Origin of the sequence: Geomonas paludis (genome assembly GCF_014193585.1) — a bacterium.
Taxonomy (GTDB): Bacteria; Desulfobacterota; Desulfuromonadia; order Geobacterales; family Geobacteraceae; genus Geomonas; species Geomonas paludis.
Genome location: NZ_BLXY01000001.1, coordinates 1110367 through 1134434 on the forward strand (window position 1 = coordinate 1110367; position 24068 = coordinate 1134434).

The window sequence follows — 24068 nt, forward strand, 5'->3', positions numbered from 1 at the left end:
ATGGACGCTGCGATAATGACTGAAACAAAACCTGCGCGGGAGCCTTCTACAGGGCTCATCGAGGACGCGCTCTTCACGCGCATCAAGAACCGCGTCGGCAAGGCGATCCACGACTTCAACCTGATCTCGGAGGGGGACCGCATCGCCGTCGCGGTCTCCGGCGGCAAGGACTCGTACTCCATGCTGCACATGCTGGACACGCTGCGCCGGCGCGCCCCGGTACGCTACGAACTAGTCGCCATCAACATCGACTCCGGCTACCGCGGCTACCGTGCCGACATCATCGAGGAGCACCTGAAGGAGCACGGCTTCACCTACCACATGGAGAAGACCGAGCACTACGACATCATCTCGGAGAAGCGCCGCCCCAACTCCTCCTACTGCTCCATCTGCGCCAGGCTCAAACGCGGCACGCTCTACACCCTGGCGCAGCAGATGGGCTGCAACAAGCTGGCCCTTGGCCACCACATGGACGACTTCATCGAGACGCTCCTTTTGAACCAGTTCTTCGTGGGGTCGCTGAAGGCGATGGCCCCGAGCATGCTGGCCGACAACGGCGTCACCACGGTGATCAGGCCGCTGGTCTACGTCCCGGAGAAGGAGATTATCCCGTTCTCCCGCAACAACCGTTTCCCGGTCGTATGCTGCTGCTGCCCGGTCTGCGGCACCGCGGACTTGCAGCGCAAGAAGATGAAGGAGTTGTTGGAGACCTTGGAGCGCGACAACCCCTTGGTGAAGAAGAGCCTTTTGAAGGCCTTGTCCAACGTCCACCCGCGCCACTTGCTGGACAAGGGCTTGACCAGGATCCCTTCCTGACGCAGGTCGGCGATGATGTCCTTCACCGTCAGGTGCCCGCAGTAGACGACGATTCCCACAGCTCCTATGACCATCGGTTCCATATGCTACCTCCGCTTTCCTTGATGATACGACGGTAGCACGTGGTAGCGACAAAATAAGTCGCAACATATAGGCGAGGCAACAAAGGTGAGGTTCATGGCAGAAAAAAAAGTGCAACAGGTCAGGCTGGCAGTGCAGTGGGGCTTTCTTCTCTTCTCTCTCTACCTGGGAGTGACCTTCTACCGTTTCGTGCTCCATTTCAGAAGCGGCGGCGCCACCCCGTTCGTGGAGCGTCCCGACGGCGTCGAGGCGTTTCTCCCCATCTCCGGCCTGGTGAGTCTCAAGGGGTGGATGACCCTGGGCAGTATCAATGACGTGCACCCGGCGGCGCTGGTGGTCCTGTTGACCGTGATCGCGCTGTCGCTCCTTTTGAAGCGTTCCTTCTGCTCCTGGGTCTGCCCCGTGTCCACCATCACCGAGGTATGCTGGAAGGTGGGGACCAAGCTGTTTGGCAAGAACTTCAAGGTCTGGCTCTGGCTCGACTGGCTGCTGCGTCCGATCAAGTACCTGCTGCTCGCCTTCTTCCTGTTTTCGATCCTGGTGCTCATGGCGCCGGACAGCGTCGCCTCCTTCATCACCGGCGATTACAACAAGATGGCCGACGTGAAGATGCTCGACTTCTTCGTGAACCTGTCCGGTACCCCGCTGGTGGTGATCGGCGTGCTGCTGGCGCTCTCGTTTTTGTTCAAGAACCCGTTCTGCCGTTTCCTCTGCCCGTACGGTGCGCTGCTCGGCCTGGTGTCGCGTCTGTCGCCGGTCAAGGTGCAGCGCAATGAAAGCGCCTGCATCTCCTGTGGCGGCTGCACCAAGGCCTGCCCGTCCTACATCGACGTGATGCACAAGGAGAGGGTCTGCTCCGAGGAGTGTGTCGGCTGCCTGCGCTGCGTGAGCGCCTGCCCGAAACCCGAGGCGCTGCAGCTGAAGGCGAAGAACGGCAAGGTGGTGCCGGGCATGGTGTATGCGGCGTTGGTGGTGGCGGTGTTCATCGGCGGCACCCTGATCGGCCGGGCCACCGGTCACTGGCACAGCGCCATCACCAAGGCCGATTACCAGCGGCTGATAACGGCACCCCCGGTGGACCACCCCTAGCTGTTATTCCCTCTCCCTCCGGGAGAGGGTGCCCGAAGGGCGGGTGAGGGATGCAGGCGCCAATCCCCTCACCCTAACCCTCTCCCAAAGGGAGAGGGGATGCCGGAAAATCATCGCAGCAGGAAAACAAAAGAGGGGACGGTATCTCTACCGTCCCCTCTTAGTATTTCCAGCACCGGCCGGGTAAAAAAGGCTAATGCCCGTTCCCTGCCGCTGTTTCCTGTTTTTGCCCTGCTACCCTTCCTCTTCCTCGCCCAGCGCGATCTCGCGGTAGGCGCGGTCCTCTTCGAAGCGCTTGGTCTGTGCCTGCTGCTTCTCCAGGTCCGCCTTGCACTTGACGCAGTGGCGGGCGAAGGGGACGATCTTCAGCCTCCCGATGGGGATTTCTTCCTCGCACTCCTCGCAGATGCCGTACTCGCCTTCTTCCAGACGCAGTAAAGCCTCGTCGATATTACGCAATTTCTCGCGCTCCCGGTCGCCCAGCAAAAGACCGAGTTCACGGTCGCGCTCGCTGGAAGCCTGGTCATAGATGTCGCCGCTCGGCTCGTTGATCGGTGCATCGGAGCCGGACTTGACAGTCTTGTTAATCTCTTTAAGCGTCTCCTCTTTCATCTTGAGGAGCATCGCTTTCATTTCTTCGGGTTTTTCTGTCATGTATAAACTATCTCCATTTGAGTCATTGTCCCGCAAAGCGACGCAATAATACAGCAATAGCGGTCGGTGTCAAGACTAAAAGCCTAGTCGATGATCTCCCCAATCAGGTCGTAATCAGAGGAGTCAGTGATCTTCAATCTCACTATGTCACCGACGTTGGCGTTGCCGGCGGTGATGTACACTTGGCCGTCCACATCGGGTGCCTGACGGGAGGAACGCCCCTTCAAGAGCAGCTCCGTTTCCTCACTGTACCCCTCGACCAGCACGTCCTCCTCGCTGTCGACCAGGGTGCGGTTGTGCTTGAAGGAGACCCGGGCCTGGGTACGCATCAGCTTCTTGTGGCGCTCGCGCTTGACCCGCTCGGAGACCTGGTCCGGCATCTCGGCCGCCGGGGTCCCTTCCTCGCGGGAGTAGCAGAACACGCCGAGGCGGTCGAAGCGGGTCTCCTCGACGAACTGCAGGAGCGTCTTGAAGTCCTCGTTGGTTTCACCCGGGAAGCCGACGATGAGCGAGGTGCGGATGGCGATGTCCGGGATCTCCTTACGCAGCTTGGCGATCAGGGCGCGGATGTCGGCCTCGCCGCTTCTGCGCTTCATGTTCTTCAGCACCGGGTCCGAGATGTGCTGGATGGGGAGGTCCAGGTACTTGCACACCTTGGGTTCGTTCTTGATCAGCTCGATCAGCGAGTCCCTGACCCCGTCCGGGTAGGCGTAGAGAAGCCTGATCCACTTGAGCCCGTCCAGCTTGGCCAGTTCCTGCACCAGGAGCTCGAGGCTCGGCTGTTCCGGCAGGTCGCGGCCGTAGGCGGTGATGTCCTGGGCGATCAGGTTGAGTTCCTTCACCCCCGACTCTACCAGCGCCTTCGCTTCCGCCATGAGCGTCGCGAAGGGGCGCGAGCGGTGCGCGCCGCGCAGGGACGGGATGACGCAGTAGGAGCAGTTGTTGGAGCACCCTTCCGCGATCTTCAGGTAGGCCGTGTAGTGCGGCGAGGACTGCAGGCGCGGCAACTCGTCGTTGTAGACGAAGTTGGGGTCGCCGGTGTAGCAGAGCTGGGCCTCGGTCCCCTTCTTCTCGGCGATGATCTCCGCGATGCGCGGGTAGTCGCCGGTGCCGATGAAGATGTCCACCTCGGGGAGTTCCTTGGCGAGCTCCTCCTGGTAGCGCTGCGGCAGGCAGCCGGTCACGATCAGGAGCTTGCAGCGCGCGTCGTGCTTCCTGTCGGCCAGGTCGAGGATGGTGTCGATGCTCTCCTGCTTGGCCTCCTTGATGAAGGAGCAGGTGTTCACCACGATGATATCGGCCTGCATCTCGTCGGTGGTGACTTCGTACTCGTCCTTGGAGAGGTAGCCCAGCATCACCTCGGCATCCACCAGGTTCTTCGGGCAGCCCAGGCTCACCAGGCTTACTTTTTCCTTAATCTTCTGGTTCAAAAAAATCCCCTCTTCTATCAGCTTCTGAAGTTGACGAACTGCATGTCGATGTCGAGATCCTTGCCTTTGAGGATCCGGATCACCTCCTGCAGGTCGTCGATGTTCTTGCCGGTGACCCGGATCTGGTCGTCCTGGATCTGGCTTTGTACCTTGAGTTTGGTTTCCTTGATCACCGCTCCGATCTCCTTGGCCTTCTCCTTGGAGATCCCCACCTGCAGGGTGATGATCTGGCGCACCATGCTGCCGGAGGCCTGCTCCACCTTGCCGTACTGTAGCGCCTTAGGCGAGATGTTGCGCTTGACGAACTTGGACTGCAGGATGTCGATGACCGCCTTCAGCTTGAAGTCGTCCTCGGAAAGGACCTTGATGCTTTCCTTCTCCAGGGTTACCTCGCTCTTGGACCCCTTGAAGTCGTAGCGCTGCCCGATCTCCTTCACGGTCTGGTTGATGGCGTTGTCGACTTCCTGCATGTCGACCTTGGAAACGATGTCGAATGACGGCATAACACCTCCTAAAAGCAGATTGAGATTAAGATTAAGACTAAGTAGAACCAGAAACTCGTCCCCATCCTTAATCTCGATCTTTTTCTTGTTTGTTTTTCAGGTCGTTCTTAATCTCAATCTTTGTCTTTATCTGTTTTTTTTAAGCAGATTGAGATTAAGATTAAGACTAAGTAGAACCAGAAACTCGTCTCCATCCTTAATCTCGATCTTTTTCTTGTTTGTTTTTCAGGTCGTTCTTAATCTCAATCTTTGTCTTTATCTGTTTTTTCTATCTTTTTATGACCTGCACCCCCGAGGGGATCTTGAAGCTGAACTTGCCGCTGGAGATGCCGCGGTTGGTCTTCACGTTGCTGAAGTCCATCCTGGTGGTGTTGCCGGTCTGGTCCACCACCGTGGAGGAGAGCACCGGGAACGGGGTCGAACTCTTCCCCTTGGCGACCATGCTCTCGACGGCCTCGCCGGAGATGGTCAGCAGCAGCTTGGCCATGGCCGGGCTCTTCTTGTGCGGGGTGAGCTCCAGCTGGTAGTTGCCGCTCTTGTCCTTTTGCTCGGCGGCGAAGGCGATGCTGAAGTCCTTGGAGACCTGACCCAGCCCCGACAGATAGTTCATGGCGATGCCGTTGCTGGCCTCGAGGAGCTGCGCCAGGTCCATCACCATGACCTGCTTCTGGTCCGGGATGTAGTACCACACGGTCTTGCCGTTGGAGACGATCTGCTGCTTGGGCTTGGTGTAGTTGAAGCGGAACATGGACTCCTTGCCCCCGCCCTTCTTCAGCAGGAGCTCTCCGGCACCCTTCTCCTCGCGCTTCATGGCCTTGATGCTGCTTCTCTGGCTGAAGTCGGCCTGCAGGTCGTTCAGCGAGCCGTAACCCTGCTCGATGGTGCGCACCACCTGGGCGAGTTCGGCGCAAAGGGCCACGCCGGCGTTGAGGGCTATCAGGGCGAGACACAGGACGGCGGTTCTGGCGATTTTCATATCTTCGACCTCTGAAAGTAGTGAAAAGGGGACAGGCACCTGCGGAGCCAGTCCCCTACATGTGCCGCGGTGGCGGCAGTTTGACCGGGCATTCTGACATACAACCGGGCAAGGTGCAACCTTTTCATTGCTCCAGTGCGCCCAGCAGGGCCCCCAGCGACGCGGGCGCCGGAATGAGGAAGATGCTGCCGCCGCAGAGCGAATCGGAGACCGAGAACATGGCGTCGATCATCACCACCGCCTCGTCCGTTTCACCCCGCTCCAGCGCCCGGGCCAGGATGTCGCCGCCCAGCCCGGCGCTCAGCGCCGGGACCGAGGGGAGCAGGGTCATCTTCAGCGAGTTGCCCAGGGCATTGAGGCAGGCCGAGGCGAGGATGTTGCCGACCTCCATCAGGGTGGAGCGCTCCATCTCGGAGAGCGGCTCCCCTTCCTTGGGAACCTGCCCCAGCAACAGTTCCAGGATCCGCTGCGCGTTCTCGCGGAGCAACAGGATCAGGATGCTGCCGCGCACGTTGCCCAGGATCTGCAGCTGCAGGGCGGTCACCTCCTGCGAGCCGAGCAGGTGCGACACTTCGGAGCCTTCCAGCACCTGGAGCCGGGGCACCTGGATGCTGACCCCCTTGCCCATCAGCTGGGACAGGGCGACCGCGGCGTGCTGCATCCCGGTGTTGCACACGTGGGTGAGGGCGTTCAGTTCGCCGTCGTGCAATTCGTGGTGGGCCATGCTAGCCTCCGCTGGTAAGCCGTTGCCGGTGGGGGCAACGGCGGTTAACGATCGGGAATCGGTTACAGCAGTCCGGCCAAATCGAGTATGGCGACGATCTCGCCGTCGCCCAAGGTGGCGCCGCCGGCCACACCCGCCAACTTGGAGAGCGGCCGCCCCAGCTGCTTTACGAACAGCTCGTGCTGGCCGAGGAGCCGGTCCACCACGATGCCGACGCGGCGCCCGCGGGCCTCGGTGACGAAGAGGGGGAGGATGCCGTCGGGGAAGCGCCCCAGCGGCAGCCCCAGCACCCGGTTCAGCGACAGCAGCGGGATCGCCTCGTCGTCGAGCTGGAACATCTGCCGCTTGCCCATGGTCTCGATCTGGCGCCGGGACAGCTCCACGGTGCGCTGCACCGCGTTCACGGGGATCGCCGCCTTCACCTGGCCCACCTGCACCACCAGCGCGTGGATGATGGCGATGGTGAGCGGCAGCCTAAGCGTGATGGTGGTGCCCACACCCGGCTCGGACTCGATCCCCAGCGTCCCCCCGAGTTTCTGAATGGCGGCGTTGACCGCGTCCATCCCCACCCCGCGGCCGGAGATGTCGGTCACTTCCTTGGCGGTGGAGAAGCCGGGGATGCAGGAGAGCATGAGCGCCTGGCGCGGCGACAAGAGCTCTCCCTCTTCCGGGGTCAGGATACCCTTGGCGATGGCGGCGGCGATCATGGTGGCGGGCTCCATGCCCCGGCCGTCGTCGCGCACCGTGATCTGGATGCGGTCCCGGTCCCGGGTCACGGCGAGCCGCACCGTCCCCCGCGCCGGCTTGCCCGCCCGCTCCCGCTCCCCGCTTTCCTCGATGCCGTGGTCCACGGCGTTTCTCAGGATGTGGTTCAGCGGGTCGACGAGCTGCTCCAGCATACCGCGGTCGAGGCCGATTTCACGCCCGGTCAGCTCGAAATGGATCTCCTTGCCGCTTTTCTTGGCGACCGAACGCACCGAGCGCTGGAAGCGGTCGCTGATCGCCTCGAACGGCATCAGGCGCACCTTCATCACCTCGTCGTGCAGGGAGCGCAGCAGCTTGGCGGTCTCGGAGATGGCGTCGTTCAGGGCCGGGGAGGCCAACTCGCCGGCGATGGTCAGAAGGCGCTGCTTGTTGGTGACCAGCTCGCCGGTCAGGTTGATCAGGTGATCCAGCAGTTCCGTCTTCACCCGCACCGTACCGCCCGCCTCGCCGGCCGGCTCCTTGGCCTTTTCCGCCTCCGGCGCTGGCGGGGCGGCTTCCGCCGCGGTGGCGGAGGGGGCGGGGCCAGTCGGGGCGGGGGAGGGGACGGCGTCGGCCGCGGCTCCCTGGGCTTCAGCCTGTTCGGCCGGGGCCGCCTTGGGCGCTGCCGGGGCGTAGGTCGCCAGCCGCTGCGCGAAGTCGCCGGTGGGGAGGGTGGACGGGCGCTCCTGCTCCACGTCCTGGAGCAGCACGTCGATCAGGTCGACCCCCTCCAGGAGCAGGTCGGCGACGCCGGCGTCGAAGGGGGTGGCCCCGTCGCGCACGCGCGCCATCAGGTCCTCCATGCTGTGGGCCACCACCACCACGTCGCCGTACTCCATCGACGCAGCCATCCCTTTCAGCGAGTGCGCGCCGCGGAACAGGGCGTCCACGGCACTGCGCTCCCCGGGCGACTGCTCGAGGGCCACTACCTGCTCCGCGATGGTGCGCAGGTACTCCCGGGATTCCGAGAGGAAGAGGGCCTTGTACTGCGACATGTCCATCGGTTACCCCTGGGCCACTTCCCTGAGCACACGGGTGACCAGTTCCGGGTTGAACGGCTTCAGTATGAAGGCCTTGGCGCCGGCCTCGGTCGCGGCGGCGGTGAGCGCCTCCTGGCCGATGGCGGAACACATCACCACGCGGGCCCCGGCGTCGTAGGCCATGATCTCCTGCAGCGCCTCGATCCCCGTCTTGTTGGGCATCACGATGTCCAGGGTGACCAGGTCGGGGAGGCATTCCTTGTATTTCGCAACGGCTTCCACGCCGTCGGATGCCTCGTCGGCTATCTCGTACCCGTCCTCGACGAGGATGTCGCGCAGCATTTTCCTCATGAACAGGGAGTCGTCAACTATCATGACCTTCAAGGCCATCAGGTACCTCCTGGTTTGGCATTGTTGGGGGCGCTTTGCTGCAGTTCCTGCTCCAGGCCGTTTAAAAGCGTCTCCAGGCGGAGCAGGCGCACGCTCCCCTGCGGCGTCTCGAGCAGCGCCTCAACGAGCGGATCTTCGTGGCTGCCGAAGCTGGTGATGCTGGTAGCGTCGAGGATGGAGCCGACGGCGTCCACCCTGAGGGCGAGGTGGGCGAGCCGGGTGTCGATGACCAGGATCTTGCCCGGCACCGGGCGCCCCGGCAGGCGCAGGTAGCCGGCCAGGTCCACCAGCGCGGTGAGGTTGCCGTGGAAGTTGATCAGCCCCAGGTAGTGGGGCGGCGCTCCCGCAAAGGGATAGCACTGCTGCGGCTCCATCACCTCGCAGACCTCCTGCAGGTTCAGGGCGAACTGCTGCCGTGCCGCGCTGAACAGGAGCAGGCGCTCGGCGGTCACGCCTCGGGCTCCGGTGCGGGCTCGGGCCCGACCTGGAAGCGCTCCACCGAGCGCAGCAGCTCGTCGGCGAGCTGGGCCAGCTCCTGGGTCTGGTACACCATCTCCTGCATGGCCGAGTGCTGCTCCTCCGTGGCGGCGGAGACCTCCTCGGTGGAGGCCGCATTGTCCTCGGCGACCTTGGCGATCTCGTCCACCATGCTCACCATCTTGGCCGCCCCGGTGGTCTGCATCTGGGAGAGGTCGGCGATGGAGTTCGCCTTTCTCTCGGTCTCGACGACGGTGGCGAGGATCTCCTTGAAGGCGTCCGCGGTGGTGTCGAGGTTCTTCTTGCCCACGATGATGCCGCGCGAGCTGTCGGTGATGGTCTCCTGCACCCTGCGGCTCTCCACCTTGACCAGGTCGATCAGCTCCACGATCTCGGTGGCGCTCTTGGCGCTGCCGTCGGCGAGCTTTCTCACCTCCTCTGCCACCACGCCGAAACCCTTGCCGTACTCGCCGGCGCGGGCCGCCTCGATGGAGGCGTTCAGGGCGAGCAGGTTGGTCTGGCGCGACATCTCCACGATGAAGTCCGCGATCTTGCCCACCTGCTGCAGCTTGCCGTTCAGGTCCATGAACTGCATGCTGATCAGCTCCACCGAGTCGAAGAAGCTCTTCAGCCGCTCCACGGAGTCGGTGGCGAGCTCGCCACCCTTCTGCGCGGTGAGGCTCGTCTCCCGGGCCGCCTTGGCGGTCTCCTTGGCGCGGCGCGCCACCAGGTCCACCGAGATCGCCATCTCGTGGATCACCTTGGCGCTCTTGGAGAGCATCTCCGCCTGGTTCTCCGCGCCCCCCGAGATGCTCTCGATGGCCTGCGCCACCTCCTCGGTGGAGGCGTTGATCTCCAGGGCGCTGGAGGAGAGGGTGCGCGAGGATTCGGAGACCTGCTCGGAGGTGTGACGGATCTGGCGCACCAGGGTGCGCAGGTTCTCCTGCATGGTGTTGATCGAGAGCGCCATGGAGTGGGTCTCGTCCGGGAAGCGGGTGGCGGGAAAGTCGAGGTTGCTGGACAGGTCGCCCTGGCTGATCGCCTCGGTGGCGCCGCGCAGGAGGGTGATGTTCCTGGTGAAGCTCTTCGAGAAGAAGGCGCCCAACAGGAGCCCCACGGAGAGGGCGGCCACATAGGAGAGCGCGTTGGTCAGCTCCGGCGGCAGCCCGACCCGGCCGATCCAGGTGGGCACGAAGACGACGGCGGCGACCACGGTCAGAAAGCCCAGTATGAACTTGTAGCCGATCTGAATGTATATGGGGCGAGACATGCGGTGAACTCCTTTCATGAAAGGCAAAGATGCACAGTTAACTCAACACGCGGTAGATCCTCTCCACGGGGCAGATCGTCTTGAAGCGCTTGCGGGCCGTGCCGAAAAGTGTCTCGGCCTTGCCCAGCACCAGGTAACCTCCGGGGGAGAGGGCGTCGGCGAAGCTGTTCAGGATCGTTTCCTGCCGCTCCCTCTCGAAATAGATCAGTACGTTGCGACAAAGGATCAGGTCGCAGGGGTCCCACCCCTGCCGGTGGTTCAGGTCGGCGTGTTCGAAAAGGACCTGGCTGCGCACCTCGTCGCGCAGGCGGTAGCGCCCGCCCTCGGGGATGAAATGGCGCTCCAGCAGCTCGGCCGGGACCTCCGCCAGCCGGTCCGGGTGGTACAGCGCTTCCCGCGCCTGCTCCAGGATGATGCTGTCCACATCGACCCCCAGGATGGTGACGCGTCCCGCGTCGACCGCATCGGGGAAGCGCTCCTTCATCAGCAGCGCCAGGGTATAGGGCTCCTCGCCGCCGGCACAACCGACACTCAGGATCCGGACCTGGTCGCGCCGCTGCAGCAGTTCAGGGAGGATGTCGGCGCCTAATTTTTCGAAGACCGTGGGATTTCTGAAGAAGTGGGAGACGTGAATGGTGAGCACCCGGAGCAGGTGGTCCTGCTCGGCCGTGCTCTGGGTGAGCAGTTCGCCGTAGGCCTCAGGTGAGGGGGAGTGGGTGGCGCGGACGCGGATGTGGATGCGCCGCTTGACGCATTTGTCCTTGTAGCCGTCCAGGGTGAACCCCGAGCGGGCTTTGAGGATGCGCCCGATGACCTCGAAGGTATCCGGGGCGATATCCGGTTCGACGCTGCCGGTTATGCCGTTAAGCATGTGCCACGCTGCGGGCGTTTGCCGCCGTACGCCTTCTTTCCGGTGCAACCGAGGCCATCTGAACCCCTAAGCTCGTGAGGATGCTGCCCAAATGGAGAATGGATAGCATAAGTGTGGTTCAACAGTCAATGAGGACGTGCACTTGCGGCAAAAAAGGGGGCGGCGGGGGGGCAAAAATCCCCCCGCCCCTCGCGGGAGGGGGGTAGGGGGTGGGGGTAGACGCCGCATTCGCGCTGACCTAGAGGAAAAGGGGACAGGCTGGCAAGTTCACCCACCCTCCCGCCTCCGCGGGACGAAGCGCTTCGGCGCGCAGGCCCGTCAAGGGAGGGGGAGGAGGGGTGCGGGGGAAGCCGGCCCGGCTTACGAGGCGAGGTAGGCGGCGATGTTCTCGGTCAGGGTGCGGTAGATCTTGCGGCACTCCTCCTCGTCGCGCTCGAGGAGCGTGACCCGGAAGCCCAGAAGCTCGGTGTTGAAGGAGGAGAGCGGCACCACGCAGATGCCGGTGTGGGCCAGGATGTAGTAGACGAAGCGCTTGTCCGGCGCCACGCCGGGCTGGTTCACGATCCCCTCCACCAGGGCGCGGATCTCCGGGTTCTGGATGGGCAGGCTCTGGGTGTGGTTCAAGACGCCCGGCTTGAAGGGGACCGCCATGTAGAAGGCGCCGTTGGTGCGGTTCACCGACAGCTGCGGGATCCTGGACAGCGCGTCGTACATGATGTTGCTCATCTTCTCGTAACGGCCGATGCGCTCGTTCAGGTAGTTGTGGTATTCCGGGTGCTTCATGACGGCGGGGAGGCAGCGCTGCGGCAGCGTCGTGGAGCAGACCTCGTTCATCTTGGAGGAGAGGATGGAGTTGACGAACTTCTTGAAGCGCGGGTCGCGCTCGCCGTTGTAGACCTCGATCCAGCCGCAGCGCGAGCCGGGCCAGGGAAGTTCCTTGGAGATCCCCTTCATGGCGATGGCCGGGACCTCGCCGATCACGTCGGAGATGGGGACCGTGTGCTCGCCGTTGTAGACGATGTTGCTGTACACCTCGTCGGCGATCAGGAACAGGTCGTACTTCTTGGCGATGGCCACGATCTCCTTGAGCACCTCGGGGGGGTAGACCATCCCGGTCGGGTTATCCGGGTTGATGAGCATGATGCCGGAGATCTGCGGGTTGTACTTGACGTGGCACTCCAGGTCTTCCATGTCGGGATACCAGTTGTCCTCGGGTTTGAGGCGGTAGCAGACCGGGACCGCGTTGGCGTGGGCCGCCTCGCCGATGGAGTGGGTGGTGTAGGTCGGCGACGGCATCAGCACGCGGCTCTCGGCCCTGAGGTTCCCGTACACCTTGGCGATGGCGTCGCCCAGGCCGTTGAAGAAGATGATGTCGTCCGGGGTGATCTGCGCGCCGCCCCGCTTGTTGGTGATCTCGCAGATGAACTCGCGGGTCTCCAGGACGCCGCGGGTGGGGCAGTAGGCGTAGCTCTCGTCGTGCATCGCCTCGGCGGCAACGATCTCCTTCATCCAGAGCGGGATGGTCTCTCCCTTGACGATGGGGTCCCCGATGTTCTCCCAGTTGATCTTCACCCCGAGGCGCTGCACTTTCTCTGCCACGGTGACGATGTTTCGGATTTCGTAGGTAAGCTCTCCCGCGCCGGGAGCGACTATCTCGTTGCGCATTCTTTTCCCCCTGATTGGTATGTATGTGCCGGACTAAAGCGAATTTTGTATAAAAAAAGGCCGTGGGGGTCCCCCACGGCCTTCAGTAGAAATCTATTTTTCTAATCAGCAGTGGCGGCTCTAGAAGTGTCTGGCCGCTGCTGCCGCGTGGACTGTGCCACGTGATGTAACGTTGTTAGTATACATGACGCCTCAAATAACATGCAGGGATATCAATGTCAATGCTTTTTCTGTTTCGGCAGCTACTTCAGCGAGACGGTGAGCCTGCCGTCGGGGTCGCGCCAGCGCAGCCACCCGGCCGGCGCTTCCACCCTTGCCCACTCCTTTTCCACCTCCAGGACCCTGAACTCCCGGTCCCGGGAGAGCGGCGCTGCGGGGCTCGCCTCGCCGCCGGGCGCCAGCCGCAGCTGGTACCACTCCTTCTTCAGGCCCGGGAGCAGGCGCACCGTGCGTCCGGGGAGGAAGTCGCGCCACTCGCGGTACTCCCAGCCGCGCGCCTTTTCCAGCCACCCCTGGCGTCCCGCCTCGTCCAGCGCCACCCTGACCCAGTCGCCGCGCCGCTCGCTCGCCGCCACAAGCGGCTCCGCGTCGTCCCCGGAGAGCCGCGGCAGGGCCTGCGCCGTGGTCTCGGCGACCCGCTGCACACCCGGCTCCTGGTACAGCGCCAGGCTCTCCGGCTGCCACCCCGCCCCCTGTCTGAGGATCAGCACTGCGCACCCGCTGTACGGGCGCGGCGCGGGGAGGGCGGCCAGGGCCGCCGAACCGGCGCCGGCCAGGAGCAGGACGCCGATCAGAAACGCTCTCACATCTCCACCAGGGCGAACTCGTTGCCGTCCGGGTCGGCGACAACCGCCATTTTGCCCCACGGGCTCTTCTCCAGGGGCTCGGTGAAGCGGACCCCTTCGCGGGTGAGCCGGGTGTAGAGCTCTTCCAGGTCCTTTACGGTGAAGGTGATGCCGGTGTGGCGTCCCACCAGCTTCTGCGCCGCCTCGTGCATGGCCAGCGACACCCCCAGGGCGGTCCCCTCGGCCGGGAGGAACTCCATCATGTACTCGGTCTCCTGCCCGGCGGCAAGACCCAGCTGTTCCCGGTAAAAACGGCGCGCGGCCTTGATGTCCTTGACAAATACAACAATATTCTTAATTTTTTCTACCATGAAAACCACCTTGAGTGATATGTTGTGACAGCGTTCTAATACATAGCAGAGTGGGCGGGCGCTGGCAAGGCTATTCAGTCGCCGGACGGCGGCGGGACGCCCCTTGCAGGAGGGATCCGTGACGCAGCAATTCAAACCCAGGGAGGTCTACGTCGCCTCCTCGTATGCGGCGCCGGTGGGGCGCTACAACGGCCGGGAGCGCGAGGCGCTCTCCTTTCTGGAGATGGCGGAAAAGGCCGGCGAGGTCTTCGCCGGGAGCCGCATCCGCCGCTCCGAGGTAGGCGCCGTCGTGGTCGGGTGCCAGAACCCGGTCGCCTTCTCCGGGGTGGACAACACCGCGGCCAAGATCGCCGGGGTGCTCGGCATCTCGGGGGCCAAGTCGGTGCTGATCGACACGGCCTCCTCCTCCGGCGCCTCGGCCCTCGAGTACGCCTACCTGCAGATCGCCTCCGGGCGCTGCGACCACGTGCTCGCCATCGGCATCCAGAAGATGAGCGACGTCTCCACCGGTCAGGCGACCCGCATCGTCGCCGGCGTCATCGACAAGGACGAGGCCGAGTTCGGGCTCTCCATGCCCGCCTGCGGGGCGCTGGTGGCGCGCTCGCTGATCGAGCGGCTGAAGCTCTCCAGCGAGGAGTGGACCGCCTTCTCCGCCCTGTTGACCCAGCGCGCGCACCGCTTCGCCGCGAGAAACCCGGACGCCCACCTCAGTTTCGAGATCCCGCTCGAGGAGTACTACCGCCAGATCGTCACCGGCAAGAACTACCGCTACTGGTGGCCGCTGCGCTACCACGACTTCTGCCCCATGTCCGACGGGGTGGCCGCCGTGCTCCTCTCCGCCACGCCGCACGAGGTGGTCGTCTCCGGGGTGGGCAGCGCCACCGACATCCCCACCATCGCCGACCGTCCCTACTTCCACAGCTTCCCCGCCACCGTGCGCGCCGCCGCCGAGGCCTACGCCATGGCCGGCATCAGGAAGATCACCGACTTCGCCGGCAAGATCCACGTCAACATGCACGACCCCTTCAACGGCTTCGGCCCCATCAACATGGTGGACCTGGGCTTCGTGCCCCGGCGCCGCATCCTCGAGGCGCTTTTGAACGACGAGCTGACCGGCGAGTTCGGCAGCTTCCCCACCAACATCACCGGCGGCTTGAAGGGGCGCGGCCACCCGCTGGGGGCCACCGGCATGATCCAGATCGTCGAGAACCACCGCCTGATCACCGGCGGCAGGTTCCAGATGGGGCTGGCCCACTCCATCGGCGGCCCGATCAACAACAACGTGGTCACCCTCCTGGAGCGCACCAGCCACTACCGGCAGCGCTCCCGCCCCGAGCTCTCCCCCTGGGGACTGCCGCCGCTGGGGCGCATGAAGCCCAAGAACCTGAGCGTCAACGAACTGTTGAACGGCGAACCGGTGCAGGGACGCTTCGTCGCCGCCACCACCCGCTTCGACTTCAAGACCGGCGACCCGGAGGGGATCATCCTGATCGTCTCCTGCCTGGCCCATGGCCAGCGCCACTCCTTCCTGTTCGGCGTGGGGGGCGAGCACTACGCCGGGATCGTGCAGTTGAAATCCGGTGAGCCGGTGAGCCTGGAGAAAAGCGGCGAGGAGATCCTGGTGAACCGCATCCCGGTCCGGAAGTTCTACCGGCGCACCATGGACGGCGTGCTGGAACTGGCCGGCAGCGGCTGGAAGAAGCTCACCGGCAACGGCTAGCGGGTTTGCCTTGACAGGGGACGCGGGATCGGTATAGTAGCCGCCGGCCCGGGCGCCCCGGGCGAGACGGTTAAGTAAGGAGCACGCGCAACATGACCCTGCTGTTCAAGATCCTGGGCGTCATCTTCGCCCTTTTCATCGTGCTGTTCGTTTTCATCGTGATCGAGGAATCCTTCCTGGGCGGTCGCCGCAGAAGGAACCTGGAGCGCAAGGCGCGGGCCGAGCAGGCCGCCCGGGATGAGGAAATCAAGTAGGTCGTACCCTGCCGGCGGTGGGGTTCCCCCTCGCCCTCCGGGCCTCCGCCCACCGAAGGGCTTTGGTCCGCAGGCGGGAGAGGGGCAGGGGTGAGGGCGCCGCCGTGAGCAGGATACCCCTTGGTGGCACCTCCCTCACCCGCCCTTCGGGCACCCTCTCCCGGGGGGGAGAGGGTACTGGGGGTACTTCTCCCTCCTTCCGGGAGGCGATTAGCTGGAGTGCCAGGGGTACACGGTTTTGCGGAAGTTGGAGGCGTTATGGGCAACGCGCTGAAGGTGGTCGCCATCGTGGGGAGCTACCGCAAGGGGGGCATGGTCGACCAGGTCGTGGACGAAGTGCTCGCCGGCGCCGCCCAGGCGGGCGCGCAGGTGCACAAGGTCTACCTCCTGGACACCCACGTCGAGTTCTGCACCAACTGCCGGCTCTGCACCCAGGAGCCCGGCAGGGCGCGCGGCATCTGCCCGGTGGCCGACGAGATGGCGCGGCTGCTCGACCTGGTGGAGGGGTGCCAGGCGCTGGTGCTGGCCTCGCCCACCAACTTCGGCTCGGTCACGGCGCTCACCAAGCGTTTCGTGGAGCGGCTGGTCTGCTACGCCTACTGGCCCTGGGGGGTACCCGCTCCCAAGGTGCGCAGCAATGAGAAGCCCAGGCGGGCGGTGCTGGTGGCGGCGAGCGCGGCGCCGGGATTGCTGGCGCGGCTGTTCACGCCGGTAGTGAAGACGCTCAGGCAGAGCGCGGAACTGCTCGGGGCTCGTTGCGTGGGGACGATCTTCGTGGGACTGGCGGCGAAAGAAGAGCGCCAGGGCGCGGGGCGGCGGGTGCTGGACAAGGCGCGCCTCATGGGACAAACCCTGGTGACGGGGCGGTAGCCTGGTACGGGCGAGGTTGTGCGCGACGTGACAGGTTGACTAACGGGGAGACGCCATGGTGAAGCCGTCCTCGCGCCCCCAGAGGCGGCGCGGGCGCCTGCTCTGCACGCGGGGCGAGTCGGCGCGTCCGCTGGCCAGAAGGTGCGGCAGGGCGGCTGCGGCGGCTGCGGCGGCAAGCAGGGCCACCGGGCGCGGGTTATATGCTGCGTTGATTGTCATCGGTGCTGCCACTGCTTTGGGCGTCATGTTTTCCTCCTGCTGCGACCTGCGAACCTTGCTGCAAGCAAGAGACGTTCCCTGCCGGTAACCACCCGATATTGCTCAACCAGGCCCGGCGAAAACGGCTTTTTTGACCGTCGTATTTTTGACTTTGGCCCCTGCGGCGGCGGAATTTTGACTCGCGGCGGCGCCGGCCGGTGCGCCGGGAGCCCTCCCTCCCTCATGAGTATGTCGTTGATTTTTCCCTAATACCTTTAGTATAGTGACCCGGATAGCCCTAAAGCCAAAGGAAGGACTTATGGTACGAAAAATACTGACCTATCCGGACCCGGAGCTGAAGAAGCGCTCCCTGCCGGTTACCGTGATCACTGACAAGACCCGCGAACTGGTGCGGGACATGGCCGAAACCATGTACGATGCCCCCGGCGTCGGCCTGGCCGCCCCGCAGATCGGGGTGCACCAGCGCGTCGTGGTGATCGACGTCTCGGGCCAGGACGAGAACCCCGAGCTGATCGTCGCCATCAACCCGGAGATCGTCCACGCCGAAGGCGAGGCGTACGAGGAGGAGGGGTGCCTGTCGGTGCCCAAGTTCTCCGCCAACGTGCGGCGCCACGCCCGCGTGGTGGTGAAGATGCTCAACCTCGACGGCGAGGAGGTGGTGATCCGCGCCGACGACCTGTTGGCCATTGCCTTCCAGCACGAGATCGACCACCTGGACGGCGTCCTCTTCATAGACCACCTCTCCCCGCTCAAGAAGGGGATCTTCCGCAAGCGCTACCAGCGCGCCCAGGAAGAGGCAAAGGAGCAACATCGATGACCGGTTTGCGCATCATCTTCATGGGAACTCCCGAATTCGCCTGCCCGACCCTGCGCACCCTGATCGAACGCGGTGAAAACGTGGTGGCCGTGGTCACCCAGCCCGACCGTCCCAAGGGGAGGGGGCAGCAGACCCTGCCGCCGCCGGTGAAGGTGCTGGCCGAACAGCACGGCATCCCGGTGCTGCAGCCGGTCAAGGTGCGCCTGCCCGAGTCGATCGAACAGATCCGCGCCCTGGAGCCGGACCTGATCGTGGTCATCGCCTTCGGCCAGATCCTGCCCAAGGCCCTTCTGGACATCCCCAAACACGGCTGCATCAACGTGCACGCCTCGCTGCTGCCGCGTTACCGCGGCGCCGCGCCGCTCAACTGGTGCATCATCAACGGCGAGACCGAGACTGGGGTGACCACCATGATGATGGACGTGGGGCTGGACACCGGCGACATGCTGCTCAAGAGCGCGACCCCCATCGACCCGGACGAGGACACCCAGAGCCTGCACGACCGCATGTCGCAGCTGGGCGCCGAGCTTTTGGCCCAGACCCTGGACCGCCTGGTGGCCGGGGAGCTGACCCCGGAGAAACAGGACGACGCGCTCACCTGCTACGCCCCGATGATGAAGAAGGAAGACGGCCTCATCGACTGGACCAGGAGCGCCCAGGACATCAAGAACCAGGTGCGCGGCATGACCCCGTGGCCCGGCGCCTTCAGCTTCCTCGACGACAAGCTGCTCAAGGTGTACAAGGTGCAGACCGCCGCCGGTGCGGGTAACCCGGGCGAGGTGGTCGCGGCCGGCCGCGACGGCATCGAGGTCGCCTGCGGCGAGGGGAGCCTCCTCATCCGCGAACTGCAGCTGGAAGGGAAGAAGCGCATGGCCGCCGGCGATTTCCTGGCCGGCTACAAGGTGCCGGCAGGCGCGCTGCTGGGCAAAAAGGACGGCGCCGTTGGGGCATAAGGGGGCCTACCAGAAGCCGCCCCAGAAGCGGCTCTTCGTGGCCCTGATGGGGGTGACCTGCCTGTTGGTGGTGGGGCTCATCTACCTGGGGTGGTACATCCCGACCATGGGGCTGGCCAACATCCACCCGGACCTGCCGCGCGTGGTGGGGATGCTCTTCGCCGTCCTCTCCGGCATAGCGGTGCTCGGCACCGCCCTGTTGGTGCTCACCACCGCGCTGGGCAAGGACATCCTCGGCACGAAGTTCATGCGCGGCGTGGTGATCAAGTTCCTGCTCCCGCTCATCGAACAGATCGGCAAGCTGTGCGGCATCTCCAAGGACACCATCCGCCAGTCCTTCGTGGCCATGAACAACTCCCTGGTGGTCTCGCAGCGCCTGAAGATCAACGCCGATCGGATCCTGATCCTGCTTCCCCACTGCCTGCAACTGGCCGAGTGCGAGATCAAGGTGACCGGCGAGATCGACAAGTGCCTGCGCTGCGGCCGCTGCGACATCATGGGGCTCGCCGACCTGGCCCGCAAGTATAAGGTCGACATCTCGGTGGCGACCGGCGGCACCCTGGCGCGCAAGGTGATCATCGAGAAGCGCCCCAAGCTGGTCCTGGCCGTCGCCTGCGAGCGTGACCTCACCTCCGGCATCAAGGACTGCTACCCCCTCCCGGTGATCGGGGTGCTCAACGACCGCCCCTTCGGCCCCTGCTTCAACACCCGCGTCGACGTCGACAAGATCGACGCCGCGCTCCGCTCGGTGCTGGCCTAGCCGCCGCGCCGGACCTCCAGCCGCAGAGTCCGCCATGCGTCTTTTCTACTTCCTGCTCCTGATCCTGCCGCTGCTTACCGCCGCGCCCCACACTGCCCACGCCGGGCACATCACCGACTACCGCGCCCTGCGCGAGCCGGTCGCGGACCGCTCCGGGAGGGCGCTGTGGGCCATCAGGAGCTTCATGGAGGAGGGGGTGCCGCACCGGCTGGTGGTGGACCCCGCCACGCTGCAGAGCTTCGACCTGCCGGCGGCGGACCTGGTCCCCAGAAGGGAGGGGGAGGCGGGCTTCTACGCCACCCGGCTGGGGCGCGCCGTCAAGCGCCACACCGCTCCCCCGTACCGGCTGCAAAACGGCGGCGCCACCCGCGCCGAAACCGCTGCCGACGGATTCTTCCTCACCGTCGATCTCTGCCCCTCGAAACGCCCCTTCGAGCGGGAGCTCTTCGAGGCAGCGGAGACGCTGTGCCGGGGGGCGGCGGTGCCCGTGGCCGTGATGGTGACCGGGCTCTGGCTGGAGACCCATCCGGAGGAGGTCGCCTACCTGAAAGGGGAGGTGGCGGCGGGGAGGCTGGCGGTGACCTGGGTGAACCACTCCTGGCACCACCACTACGACCCCAAGGTCCCCCTGTCCGAGAACTTCCTGCTGGCGCCGGGGACCGACCTCCGTTCCGAGGTGCTGCAGCTGGAGCAGGAACTGCTCGCGCGCGGCCTGGTCCCGTCACCGTTTTTCCGCTTTCCCGGGCTTGTCTCCGGCGCCGCCGCCATGAACCTGCTGGCCGAGTTGTCCCTGGTCCCGATCGGCGCCGACGCCTGGCTCGCCAAGGGGGAGCAGCCGCGGCGCGGCAGCTTCATCCTGGTGCACGGCAACGGCAACGAGCCCAAGGGGATCAAGCTCGCCCTGCCGCTGTTAAAGGGGACGGCGGTGCGCCTGCTGCCCCTTCCGGCTGCCTTCGCCGACTGATCGCGGTTTCGTCCGCGCCACAACCTGCGGCATCCGCCGCGCTTCCGCCGGCCGGGCTTAGGACCTGAGCCGCTCCCGCCGGTCCTGTCACGAGGTAGGTCATGAAGACTCTTCTCCTTGCCGTCATAGCCCTCAGCCTGGTCGCCATCCCCGTCTCCAGCCGTACCGCCTCCGGCGCCTCACCCGGGCAGGTGGTCGCCGCCTCCTACGCCCCGGTCCTCAATACCCCCGATTTCGCCGGCAGCTTCAGCGGCAAGGTGCAGCTCGACCCCTGCCGCGGGGTGCGCCCGATCGAGTTCATCGCCCTGCCGGGCACCCTCTTCACCGTGGAGGGGGAGCAGGAGCAAAACGGCGTCAAGGTGCTGCGGGTGACCAGCAACGATTACCCCTATCCCTCCAAAACCGGGTTGTTCGTGGACGCCCGTTTCGTCGAGCCAGCCGGCCCGGCCGCCCGGGAACGCCGCCCGCACCTGCCGGAACAGGCAGAGATCCAGAAACGACTTTTGGCGGCGCTGGGCAAACCGTACGTCTGGGGGGGCAACGTCAAGGACGGCGTTCCGCTGCTGCGCAGGTACTACCCGCAGGGCGACCCGCTCGCGGGCGTGGACTGCTCCGGACTCCTGTACCAGGCGACCGACGGCTTCACACCCAGGAACACCTCGACCCTGACCGGCTACGGCCAGGCGGTCCCCGTGGCGGGACTTTCCGCCGAGGCGATCGCGGGGAAGCTCAAGCCGTTGGACCTCCTGGTCTGGAACGGACACGTGATGGTGGTGCTGGATGGCGATTCCATCATCGAAAGCAGGATGGGGTGCGGCGGGAAGCACAGCGGGGTGATGATCACGCCGAAGCTCGAGCTGGTCCGGCAGATCATGAAAACGAGAAAGCCCGCGGACAGCTTCCCGAAGGGGAGCGCCGGGGCCGGGAGTTTCGTGGTGCGGCGGTGGTTCCCCGCCGGGGAGCGGTGAGGCGCCCTAGGCCTGGGCGCGCACCAGGGTGAGGTTGGGGCGCTTGCCGTCCGCTTCGCGCGGCGTTACCTCGCCCAGGACCTCTTCGGAAGAGGGAAGGGGGCCTGCCGGGACCACCTGCAGGAAGACCTCGAGGATGCTGGGGTCGAGCGCTGCGCCGCTCATCGAGCGCACCATCTCCCGGGCCTCGCTCTCGAGGAACCTGCCGCGGTAGGAGCGGTCGGTGGTGAGTGCGTCGTAGATGTCGGCTACCGCGACGATGCGCGCTTCCAGCGGGATCGCTTCCCCCTTGAGCCCCAGGGGATAGCCGGTCCCGTCAAATTTCTCGTGGTGGTGACGGATGATGTTCTTGGCCACCTCGGAAAGCCGCGCCTTTTCCGCCAGGTCCGCGCCCCAGTCGGTGTGCAGCTTCATGGTCTTGAACTCGTCCTCGTTGAGGCGGCCGCTGCCGTTGAGGATCACCTCGGAGATGCCGATTTTGCCGCAGTCGTGCAGCCAGCTGCCATACTTGATCTGGCGCAGGGTCTCCTTGGGCAGTCCCATCGCCTCGGCGATGAGCAGGGCGTAGACCGCCACCCGGTCGCAATGCCCCTTGGTGTTGGGGTCCTTGAGCTCGATGGTCTGGGCCAGGGAGCGCAGCACCGCCTCGTCCTCACGCCTCATGGCCTGCACGGTCTGGTAGCGTCGCAGCCCCTCCTGCACCACGTCCAGGATTTCCTGCTGTTTCCACGGTTTCAACAGATAGCGGAAAACCTCGGAGTTGTTGATGGCGGCAAGTGCCGTGGCGAGGTCGACGTAGGCGGAGATGAGCACCTTGACGGTGTCCGGTGAGAGCCGGCGCAGCTCGGAGAGAAAGTCGAGCCCGGACATTCCGGGCATCCGGTTGTCGGAGACCACCACGGCTATCTCGTGGTGTCGGAACAGCTCCAGGGCTTCGGCCGCGTTGGTGGCGGTGAGCAGGTCGATCCCCTGCGACCGGAACAGGTCGACGGAGGCTTGCAAGATCAGCTTGTTGTCATCCACGAAAAGAACTTCAGCCGCCATCGTATTTCCCCTCGCTCATAAACTTCATTGCAAAAAAAGCATGCCCTGGCACGTCGGCCGCGCAGGTGCGGCACCGAACGCCGTGCATCGTATTCCTTCATGAATTAATTGTCAATTCTAATGTTGCGGTAAAGGTGCGGGCGATGGTGGTTTCACCCCGTTATTCGGCGCAGCAGGAGAGCTGGGTGAGGTCGCGGTTGAAGGCCTGGGCGCACAGGCGCAGCCCTTCGCCCATGGAGGGGTAGACGTGCAGGGTGTCGGCGAGCTCGGCGACGGTCATGCGGCAGCGGATGGCGAGTGCGGCCTCGTTGATGATGTCGGCGCCGCGATGCAGGCAGAGGTGGACGCCTAAGATGCGGTCGGTGACCCGGTCGGCCACGATCTTCACCGCGCCGTCCAGCGCGCCGGTGACGTGGGCCTTGGGGATGGCGGAGGCGGCTATGGTGTGGCTCTCGACGTCGAAGCCCGCCAGCCGCGCCGCTTCCTCGCCGTAGCCCACCATGGCCACTTCGGGGTCGGTGAAGATGGCCATGGGGAGGGTCTGGTAGTCGAGCTGGCAGTGGCACCCGGTCTCCAGCATGTTGTCCACCGCGGCGATCCCCTCGCGCGCCCCCACCGTGGCGATCTGCATGCCGCCGGTGACGTCGCCGGCCGCCCAGATGCCGGGGGCGGTGGTGCGCATCTCGCCGTCCACCTTGATGAAGCCGCGCCCGTCCACTTCCACCCCGGCCCGCTCCAGGCCGATCCCTTCGGTGGCGGGGGCGGTCCCCACCGCCAGTAGCAACTGCTGCGAGAAGAAGTGGCGCGGCTCGCCGTCGATGAGCGCCTCGACGCGGACCCCGTCCCCGTCGCGGGCCACCGAGCAGACCGCGGCTCCCACCACCACCTGCATCCCCTCTGTCTCGAGTACACGCTGCAGCGCCAGCGCCGGCTCCGGCTCCACGGACGGCAGCACGCGCGGGCCGTGCTCCAGGACCGTGACCGGGACCCCGAGCCGATGGAACATCTGCCCGAGCTCCAGGGCGATGACGCCGCCACCGATGACCGTGAGCGATTCCGGCAGGGCCTTCAACAGGAGCGCGCTCTTGCTGGTCAGGTGCGGGGTATGCTCCAGGCCGGGGATCTTGGGGACGCGGGGGTGGCCGCCGGTGGCGATGAGGATGCGGTCGCTTTCGATGACCTGGTCCTCCACCTGCACCTTGCCGGGGGCAACGAACACCGCCTTCCCCTTGATGAGCGACAGTTCGGGGAGCTGCTCCAGCACGTCCAGGTATTTCTTCTGCCTCAGTTCCTGCACCACCGCGAACTTGTGTCCGTCCAGGGTGCCGTAGTCGACGCCGTCGCGCCTGACCCCGAGCCCCAGCCGCTGGCCCAGTTCGGCCTCGTGCCGGAACAGGGCGCAGTGGATCAGGGTCTTGGACGGGATGCAGCCCCAGTTGATGCAGGTCCCCCCCAGGACGCTGCGCTCGATCATGATGGAGCGCGCCCCCCGCTCCTTGGCCCTGAGCGCCGCTGCGAAGGCGGTGGAACCCGATCCTAATATGACGATCTCCCCGGTCATACTCATGTGAATCACCCCTTCGCTAAGTTTACCGTTCCGGGGGCGGGCGGTAAACAGAAGAATTCACCCGAGATTTCCGTGCGGCCGTCCCGGCGCCCCTTGCGCGAGTCCC

Annotated in this window: 26 protein-coding genes; 10 read left to right on the forward strand and 16 right to left on the reverse strand. The window is 64.9% G+C overall.

The annotated features are described in order from the left end of the window. Entirely contained in the window at positions 1 to 816 is an 816-nt protein-coding gene (gene ttcA / locus H7687_RS04550; protein ID WP_246404580.1) for a tRNA 2-thiocytidine(32) synthetase TtcA, read from the forward strand. A 177-nt stretch (positions 817 to 993) separates the two neighbouring features. Next, complete coding sequence (locus tag H7687_RS04555; RefSeq protein ID WP_183345551.1) at positions 994 to 1986, forward strand: 4Fe-4S binding protein; 993 nt, start codon at positions 994 to 996, stop codon at positions 1984 to 1986. Between the two features lie 234 nt (positions 1987 to 2220). Here H7687_RS04555 and H7687_RS04560 read toward each other — a convergent pair whose 3' ends face one another. The 13 genes from H7687_RS04560 to H7687_RS04620 form a co-directional block, all read right to left on the reverse strand. Beyond that, positions 2221 to 2640 (reverse strand): TraR/DksA family transcriptional regulator, encoded by a 420-nt coding sequence (locus H7687_RS04560; RefSeq protein WP_183345553.1) that lies wholly within the window; start codon positions 2638 to 2640, stop codon positions 2221 to 2223. 83 nt (positions 2641 to 2723) lie between these two features. Continuing rightward, positions 2724 to 4070 (reverse strand): 30S ribosomal protein S12 methylthiotransferase RimO, encoded by a 1347-nt coding sequence (gene rimO, locus H7687_RS04565; RefSeq protein ID WP_183345555.1) that lies wholly within the window; start codon positions 4068 to 4070, stop codon positions 2724 to 2726. Between the two features lie 17 nt (positions 4071 to 4087). Beyond that, a complete protein-coding gene (locus H7687_RS04570; protein ID WP_183345557.1) occupies positions 4088 to 4573 on the reverse strand; it encodes a YajQ family cyclic di-GMP-binding protein in 486 nt (161 codons plus the stop codon). 268 nt (positions 4574 to 4841) lie between these two features. After that, positions 4842 to 5549, reverse strand: coding sequence for a LolA family protein (locus tag H7687_RS04575; protein ID WP_183345559.1), 708 nt, complete (start codon positions 5547 to 5549; stop codon positions 4842 to 4844). Positions 5550 to 5673: 124 nt separating this feature from the next. Continuing rightward, the gene (locus tag H7687_RS04580; RefSeq protein ID WP_183345561.1) at positions 5674 to 6273 is read right to left on the reverse strand and encodes a chemotaxis protein CheC; all 600 of its coding nucleotides are present in this window, start codon (positions 6271 to 6273) and stop codon (positions 5674 to 5676) included. A gap of 62 nt (positions 6274 to 6335) precedes the next feature. Continuing rightward, complete coding sequence (locus H7687_RS04585) at positions 6336 to 8018, reverse strand: chemotaxis protein CheA (RefSeq protein ID WP_183345563.1); 1683 nt, start codon at positions 8016 to 8018, stop codon at positions 6336 to 6338. A gap of 3 nt (positions 8019 to 8021) precedes the next feature. Continuing rightward, positions 8022 to 8387 carry a response regulator gene (locus H7687_RS04590; RefSeq protein ID WP_183345565.1) on the reverse strand — a complete coding sequence of 122 codons (366 nt, stop codon included), beginning with the start codon at positions 8385 to 8387 and terminating at the stop codon, positions 8022 to 8024. Continuing rightward, complete coding sequence (locus H7687_RS04595; RefSeq protein ID WP_183345567.1) at positions 8387 to 8839, reverse strand: chemotaxis protein CheW; 453 nt, start codon at positions 8837 to 8839, stop codon at positions 8387 to 8389. Before H7687_RS04595 ends, H7687_RS04590 begins: the two co-directional genes overlap by 1 nt. Next, positions 8836 to 10122 (reverse strand): methyl-accepting chemotaxis protein, encoded by a 1287-nt coding sequence (locus tag H7687_RS04600; RefSeq protein ID WP_183346072.1) that lies wholly within the window; start codon positions 10120 to 10122, stop codon positions 8836 to 8838. The genes H7687_RS04595 and H7687_RS04600 overlap by 4 nt, the downstream gene beginning before the upstream one ends. Positions 10123 to 10171: 49 nt before the next feature. Then, positions 10172 to 11005, reverse strand: coding sequence for a CheR family methyltransferase (locus H7687_RS04605; protein ID WP_183345569.1), 834 nt, complete (start codon positions 11003 to 11005; stop codon positions 10172 to 10174). 360 nt (positions 11006 to 11365) lie between these two features. Further along, positions 11366 to 12670, reverse strand: coding sequence for a pyridoxal phosphate-dependent aminotransferase (locus tag H7687_RS04610; protein WP_183345571.1), 1305 nt, complete (start codon positions 12668 to 12670; stop codon positions 11366 to 11368). 242 nt (positions 12671 to 12912) lie between these two features. After that, positions 12913 to 13476, reverse strand: coding sequence for an SH3 domain-containing protein (locus H7687_RS04615; RefSeq protein ID WP_183345573.1), 564 nt, complete (start codon positions 13474 to 13476; stop codon positions 12913 to 12915). Further along, positions 13473 to 13826: a VOC family protein gene (locus H7687_RS04620; protein ID WP_183345575.1), complete on the reverse strand. Its 354-nt coding sequence runs from the start codon at positions 13824 to 13826 to the stop codon at positions 13473 to 13475. The genes H7687_RS04615 and H7687_RS04620 overlap by 4 nt, the downstream gene beginning before the upstream one ends. 118 nt (positions 13827 to 13944) lie before the next feature. On the opposite strand from H7687_RS04620, the gene H7687_RS04625 reads away from it, so the two are divergent. The 3 genes from H7687_RS04625 to H7687_RS04635 all read left to right on the forward strand — a co-directional run bounded on the left by H7687_RS04625 (position 13945) and on the right by H7687_RS04635 (position 16670). Continuing rightward, positions 13945 to 15546 carry a thiolase family protein gene (locus tag H7687_RS04625; protein ID WP_183345577.1) on the forward strand — a complete coding sequence of 534 codons (1602 nt, stop codon included), beginning with the start codon at positions 13945 to 13947 and terminating at the stop codon, positions 15544 to 15546. Positions 15547 to 15638: 92 nt separating this feature from the next. Continuing rightward, positions 15639 to 15800 carry a hypothetical protein gene (locus H7687_RS04630; protein WP_183345579.1) on the forward strand — a complete coding sequence of 54 codons (162 nt, stop codon included), beginning with the start codon at positions 15639 to 15641 and terminating at the stop codon, positions 15798 to 15800. A gap of 258 nt (positions 15801 to 16058) precedes the next feature. Further along, entirely contained in the window at positions 16059 to 16670 is a 612-nt protein-coding gene (locus H7687_RS04635) for a flavodoxin family protein (RefSeq protein WP_183345581.1), read from the forward strand. Positions 16671 to 16709: 39 nt separating this feature from the next. Here H7687_RS04635 and H7687_RS04640 read toward each other — a convergent pair whose 3' ends face one another. Continuing rightward, positions 16710 to 16916, reverse strand: a complete 207-nt coding sequence (locus H7687_RS04640; protein ID WP_183345583.1) for a hypothetical protein — start codon at positions 16914 to 16916, stop codon at positions 16710 to 16712. 271 nt (positions 16917 to 17187) lie between these two features. Here H7687_RS04640 and def point away from each other — a divergent pair, with 271 nt between their 5' ends. The 5 genes from def to H7687_RS04665 all read left to right on the forward strand — a co-directional run bounded on the left by def (position 17188) and on the right by H7687_RS04665 (position 21351). After that, a complete protein-coding gene (gene def / locus H7687_RS04645; RefSeq protein WP_183345585.1) occupies positions 17188 to 17706 on the forward strand; it encodes a peptide deformylase in 519 nt (172 codons plus the stop codon). Then, a complete protein-coding gene (fmt, locus tag H7687_RS04650; RefSeq protein ID WP_183345587.1) occupies positions 17703 to 18659 on the forward strand; it encodes a methionyl-tRNA formyltransferase in 957 nt (318 codons plus the stop codon). Before def ends, fmt begins: the two co-directional genes overlap by 4 nt. After that, complete coding sequence (locus H7687_RS04655; RefSeq protein ID WP_246404581.1) at positions 18649 to 19419, forward strand: DUF116 domain-containing protein; 771 nt, start codon at positions 18649 to 18651, stop codon at positions 19417 to 19419. Before fmt ends, H7687_RS04655 begins: the two co-directional genes overlap by 11 nt. A 34-nt stretch (positions 19420 to 19453) precedes the next feature. Beyond that, positions 19454 to 20383 carry a polysaccharide deacetylase family protein gene (locus H7687_RS04660; RefSeq protein WP_183345589.1) on the forward strand — a complete coding sequence of 310 codons (930 nt, stop codon included), beginning with the start codon at positions 19454 to 19456 and terminating at the stop codon, positions 20381 to 20383. 101 nt (positions 20384 to 20484) lie between these two features. Further along, positions 20485 to 21351: an NlpC/P60 family protein gene (locus H7687_RS04665; protein ID WP_183345592.1), complete on the forward strand. Its 867-nt coding sequence runs from the start codon at positions 20485 to 20487 to the stop codon at positions 21349 to 21351. 6 nt (positions 21352 to 21357) lie between these two features. Here the strand turns inward: H7687_RS04665 and H7687_RS04670 are convergent, their stop codons facing one another. Together H7687_RS04670 and merA are read right to left on the reverse strand one after the other, a co-directional pair. After that, positions 21358 to 22395, reverse strand: coding sequence for an HD-GYP domain-containing protein (locus tag H7687_RS04670; protein ID WP_183345594.1), 1038 nt, complete (start codon positions 22393 to 22395; stop codon positions 21358 to 21360). 160 nt (positions 22396 to 22555) lie between these two features. Next, positions 22556 to 23962: a mercury(II) reductase gene (gene merA, locus H7687_RS04675; protein WP_183345596.1), complete on the reverse strand. Its 1407-nt coding sequence runs from the start codon at positions 23960 to 23962 to the stop codon at positions 22556 to 22558. Positions 23963 to 24068: the final 106 nt, after the last annotated feature.

Coding starts and splice junctions, on each gene's coding strand:
- ttcA (WP_246404580.1), top strand. CDS start 1: ATGGACGCTGCGATAATGACTGAAACAAAACCTGCGCGGGAGCCTTCT.
- H7687_RS04555 (WP_183345551.1), top strand. CDS start 994: ATGGCAGAAAAAAAAGTGCAACAGGTCAGGCTGGCAGTGCAGTGGGGC.
- H7687_RS04560 (WP_183345553.1), bottom strand. CDS start 2,640: ATGACAGAAAAACCCGAAGAAATGAAAGCGATGCTCCTCAAGATGAAA.
- H7687_RS04570 (WP_183345557.1), bottom strand. CDS start 4,573: ATGCCGTCATTCGACATCGTTTCCAAGGTCGACATGCAGGAAGTCGAC.
- H7687_RS04575 (WP_183345559.1), bottom strand. CDS start 5,549: ATGAAAATCGCCAGAACCGCCGTCCTGTGTCTCGCCCTGATAGCCCTC.
- H7687_RS04580 (WP_183345561.1), bottom strand. CDS start 6,273: ATGGCCCACCACGAATTGCACGACGGCGAACTGAACGCCCTCACCCAC.
- H7687_RS04585 (WP_183345563.1), bottom strand. CDS start 8,018: ATGGACATGTCGCAGTACAAGGCCCTCTTCCTCTCGGAATCCCGGGAG.
- H7687_RS04590 (WP_183345565.1), bottom strand. CDS start 8,387: ATGGCCTTGAAGGTCATGATAGTTGACGACTCCCTGTTCATGAGGAAA.
- H7687_RS04605 (WP_183345569.1), bottom strand. CDS start 11,005: ATGCTTAACGGCATAACCGGCAGCGTCGAACCGGATATCGCCCCGGAT.
- H7687_RS04610 (WP_183345571.1), bottom strand. CDS start 12,670: ATGCGCAACGAGATAGTCGCTCCCGGCGCGGGAGAGCTTACCTACGAA.
- H7687_RS04620 (WP_183345575.1), bottom strand. CDS start 13,826: ATGGTAGAAAAAATTAAGAATATTGTTGTATTTGTCAAGGACATCAAG.
- H7687_RS04630 (WP_183345579.1), top strand. CDS start 15,639: ATGACCCTGCTGTTCAAGATCCTGGGCGTCATCTTCGCCCTTTTCATC.
- H7687_RS04635 (WP_183345581.1), top strand. CDS start 16,059: ATGGGCAACGCGCTGAAGGTGGTCGCCATCGTGGGGAGCTACCGCAAG.
- H7687_RS04640 (WP_183345583.1), bottom strand. CDS start 16,916: ATGACGCCCAAAGCAGTGGCAGCACCGATGACAATCAACGCAGCATAT.
- def (WP_183345585.1), top strand. CDS start 17,188: ATGGTACGAAAAATACTGACCTATCCGGACCCGGAGCTGAAGAAGCGC.
- fmt (WP_183345587.1), top strand. CDS start 17,703: ATGACCGGTTTGCGCATCATCTTCATGGGAACTCCCGAATTCGCCTGC.
- H7687_RS04660 (WP_183345589.1), top strand. CDS start 19,454: ATGCGTCTTTTCTACTTCCTGCTCCTGATCCTGCCGCTGCTTACCGCC.
- H7687_RS04665 (WP_183345592.1), top strand. CDS start 20,485: ATGAAGACTCTTCTCCTTGCCGTCATAGCCCTCAGCCTGGTCGCCATC.
- H7687_RS04670 (WP_183345594.1), bottom strand. CDS start 22,395: ATGGCGGCTGAAGTTCTTTTCGTGGATGACAACAAGCTGATCTTGCAA.
- merA (WP_183345596.1), bottom strand. CDS start 23,962: ATGAGTATGACCGGGGAGATCGTCATATTAGGATCGGGTTCCACCGCC.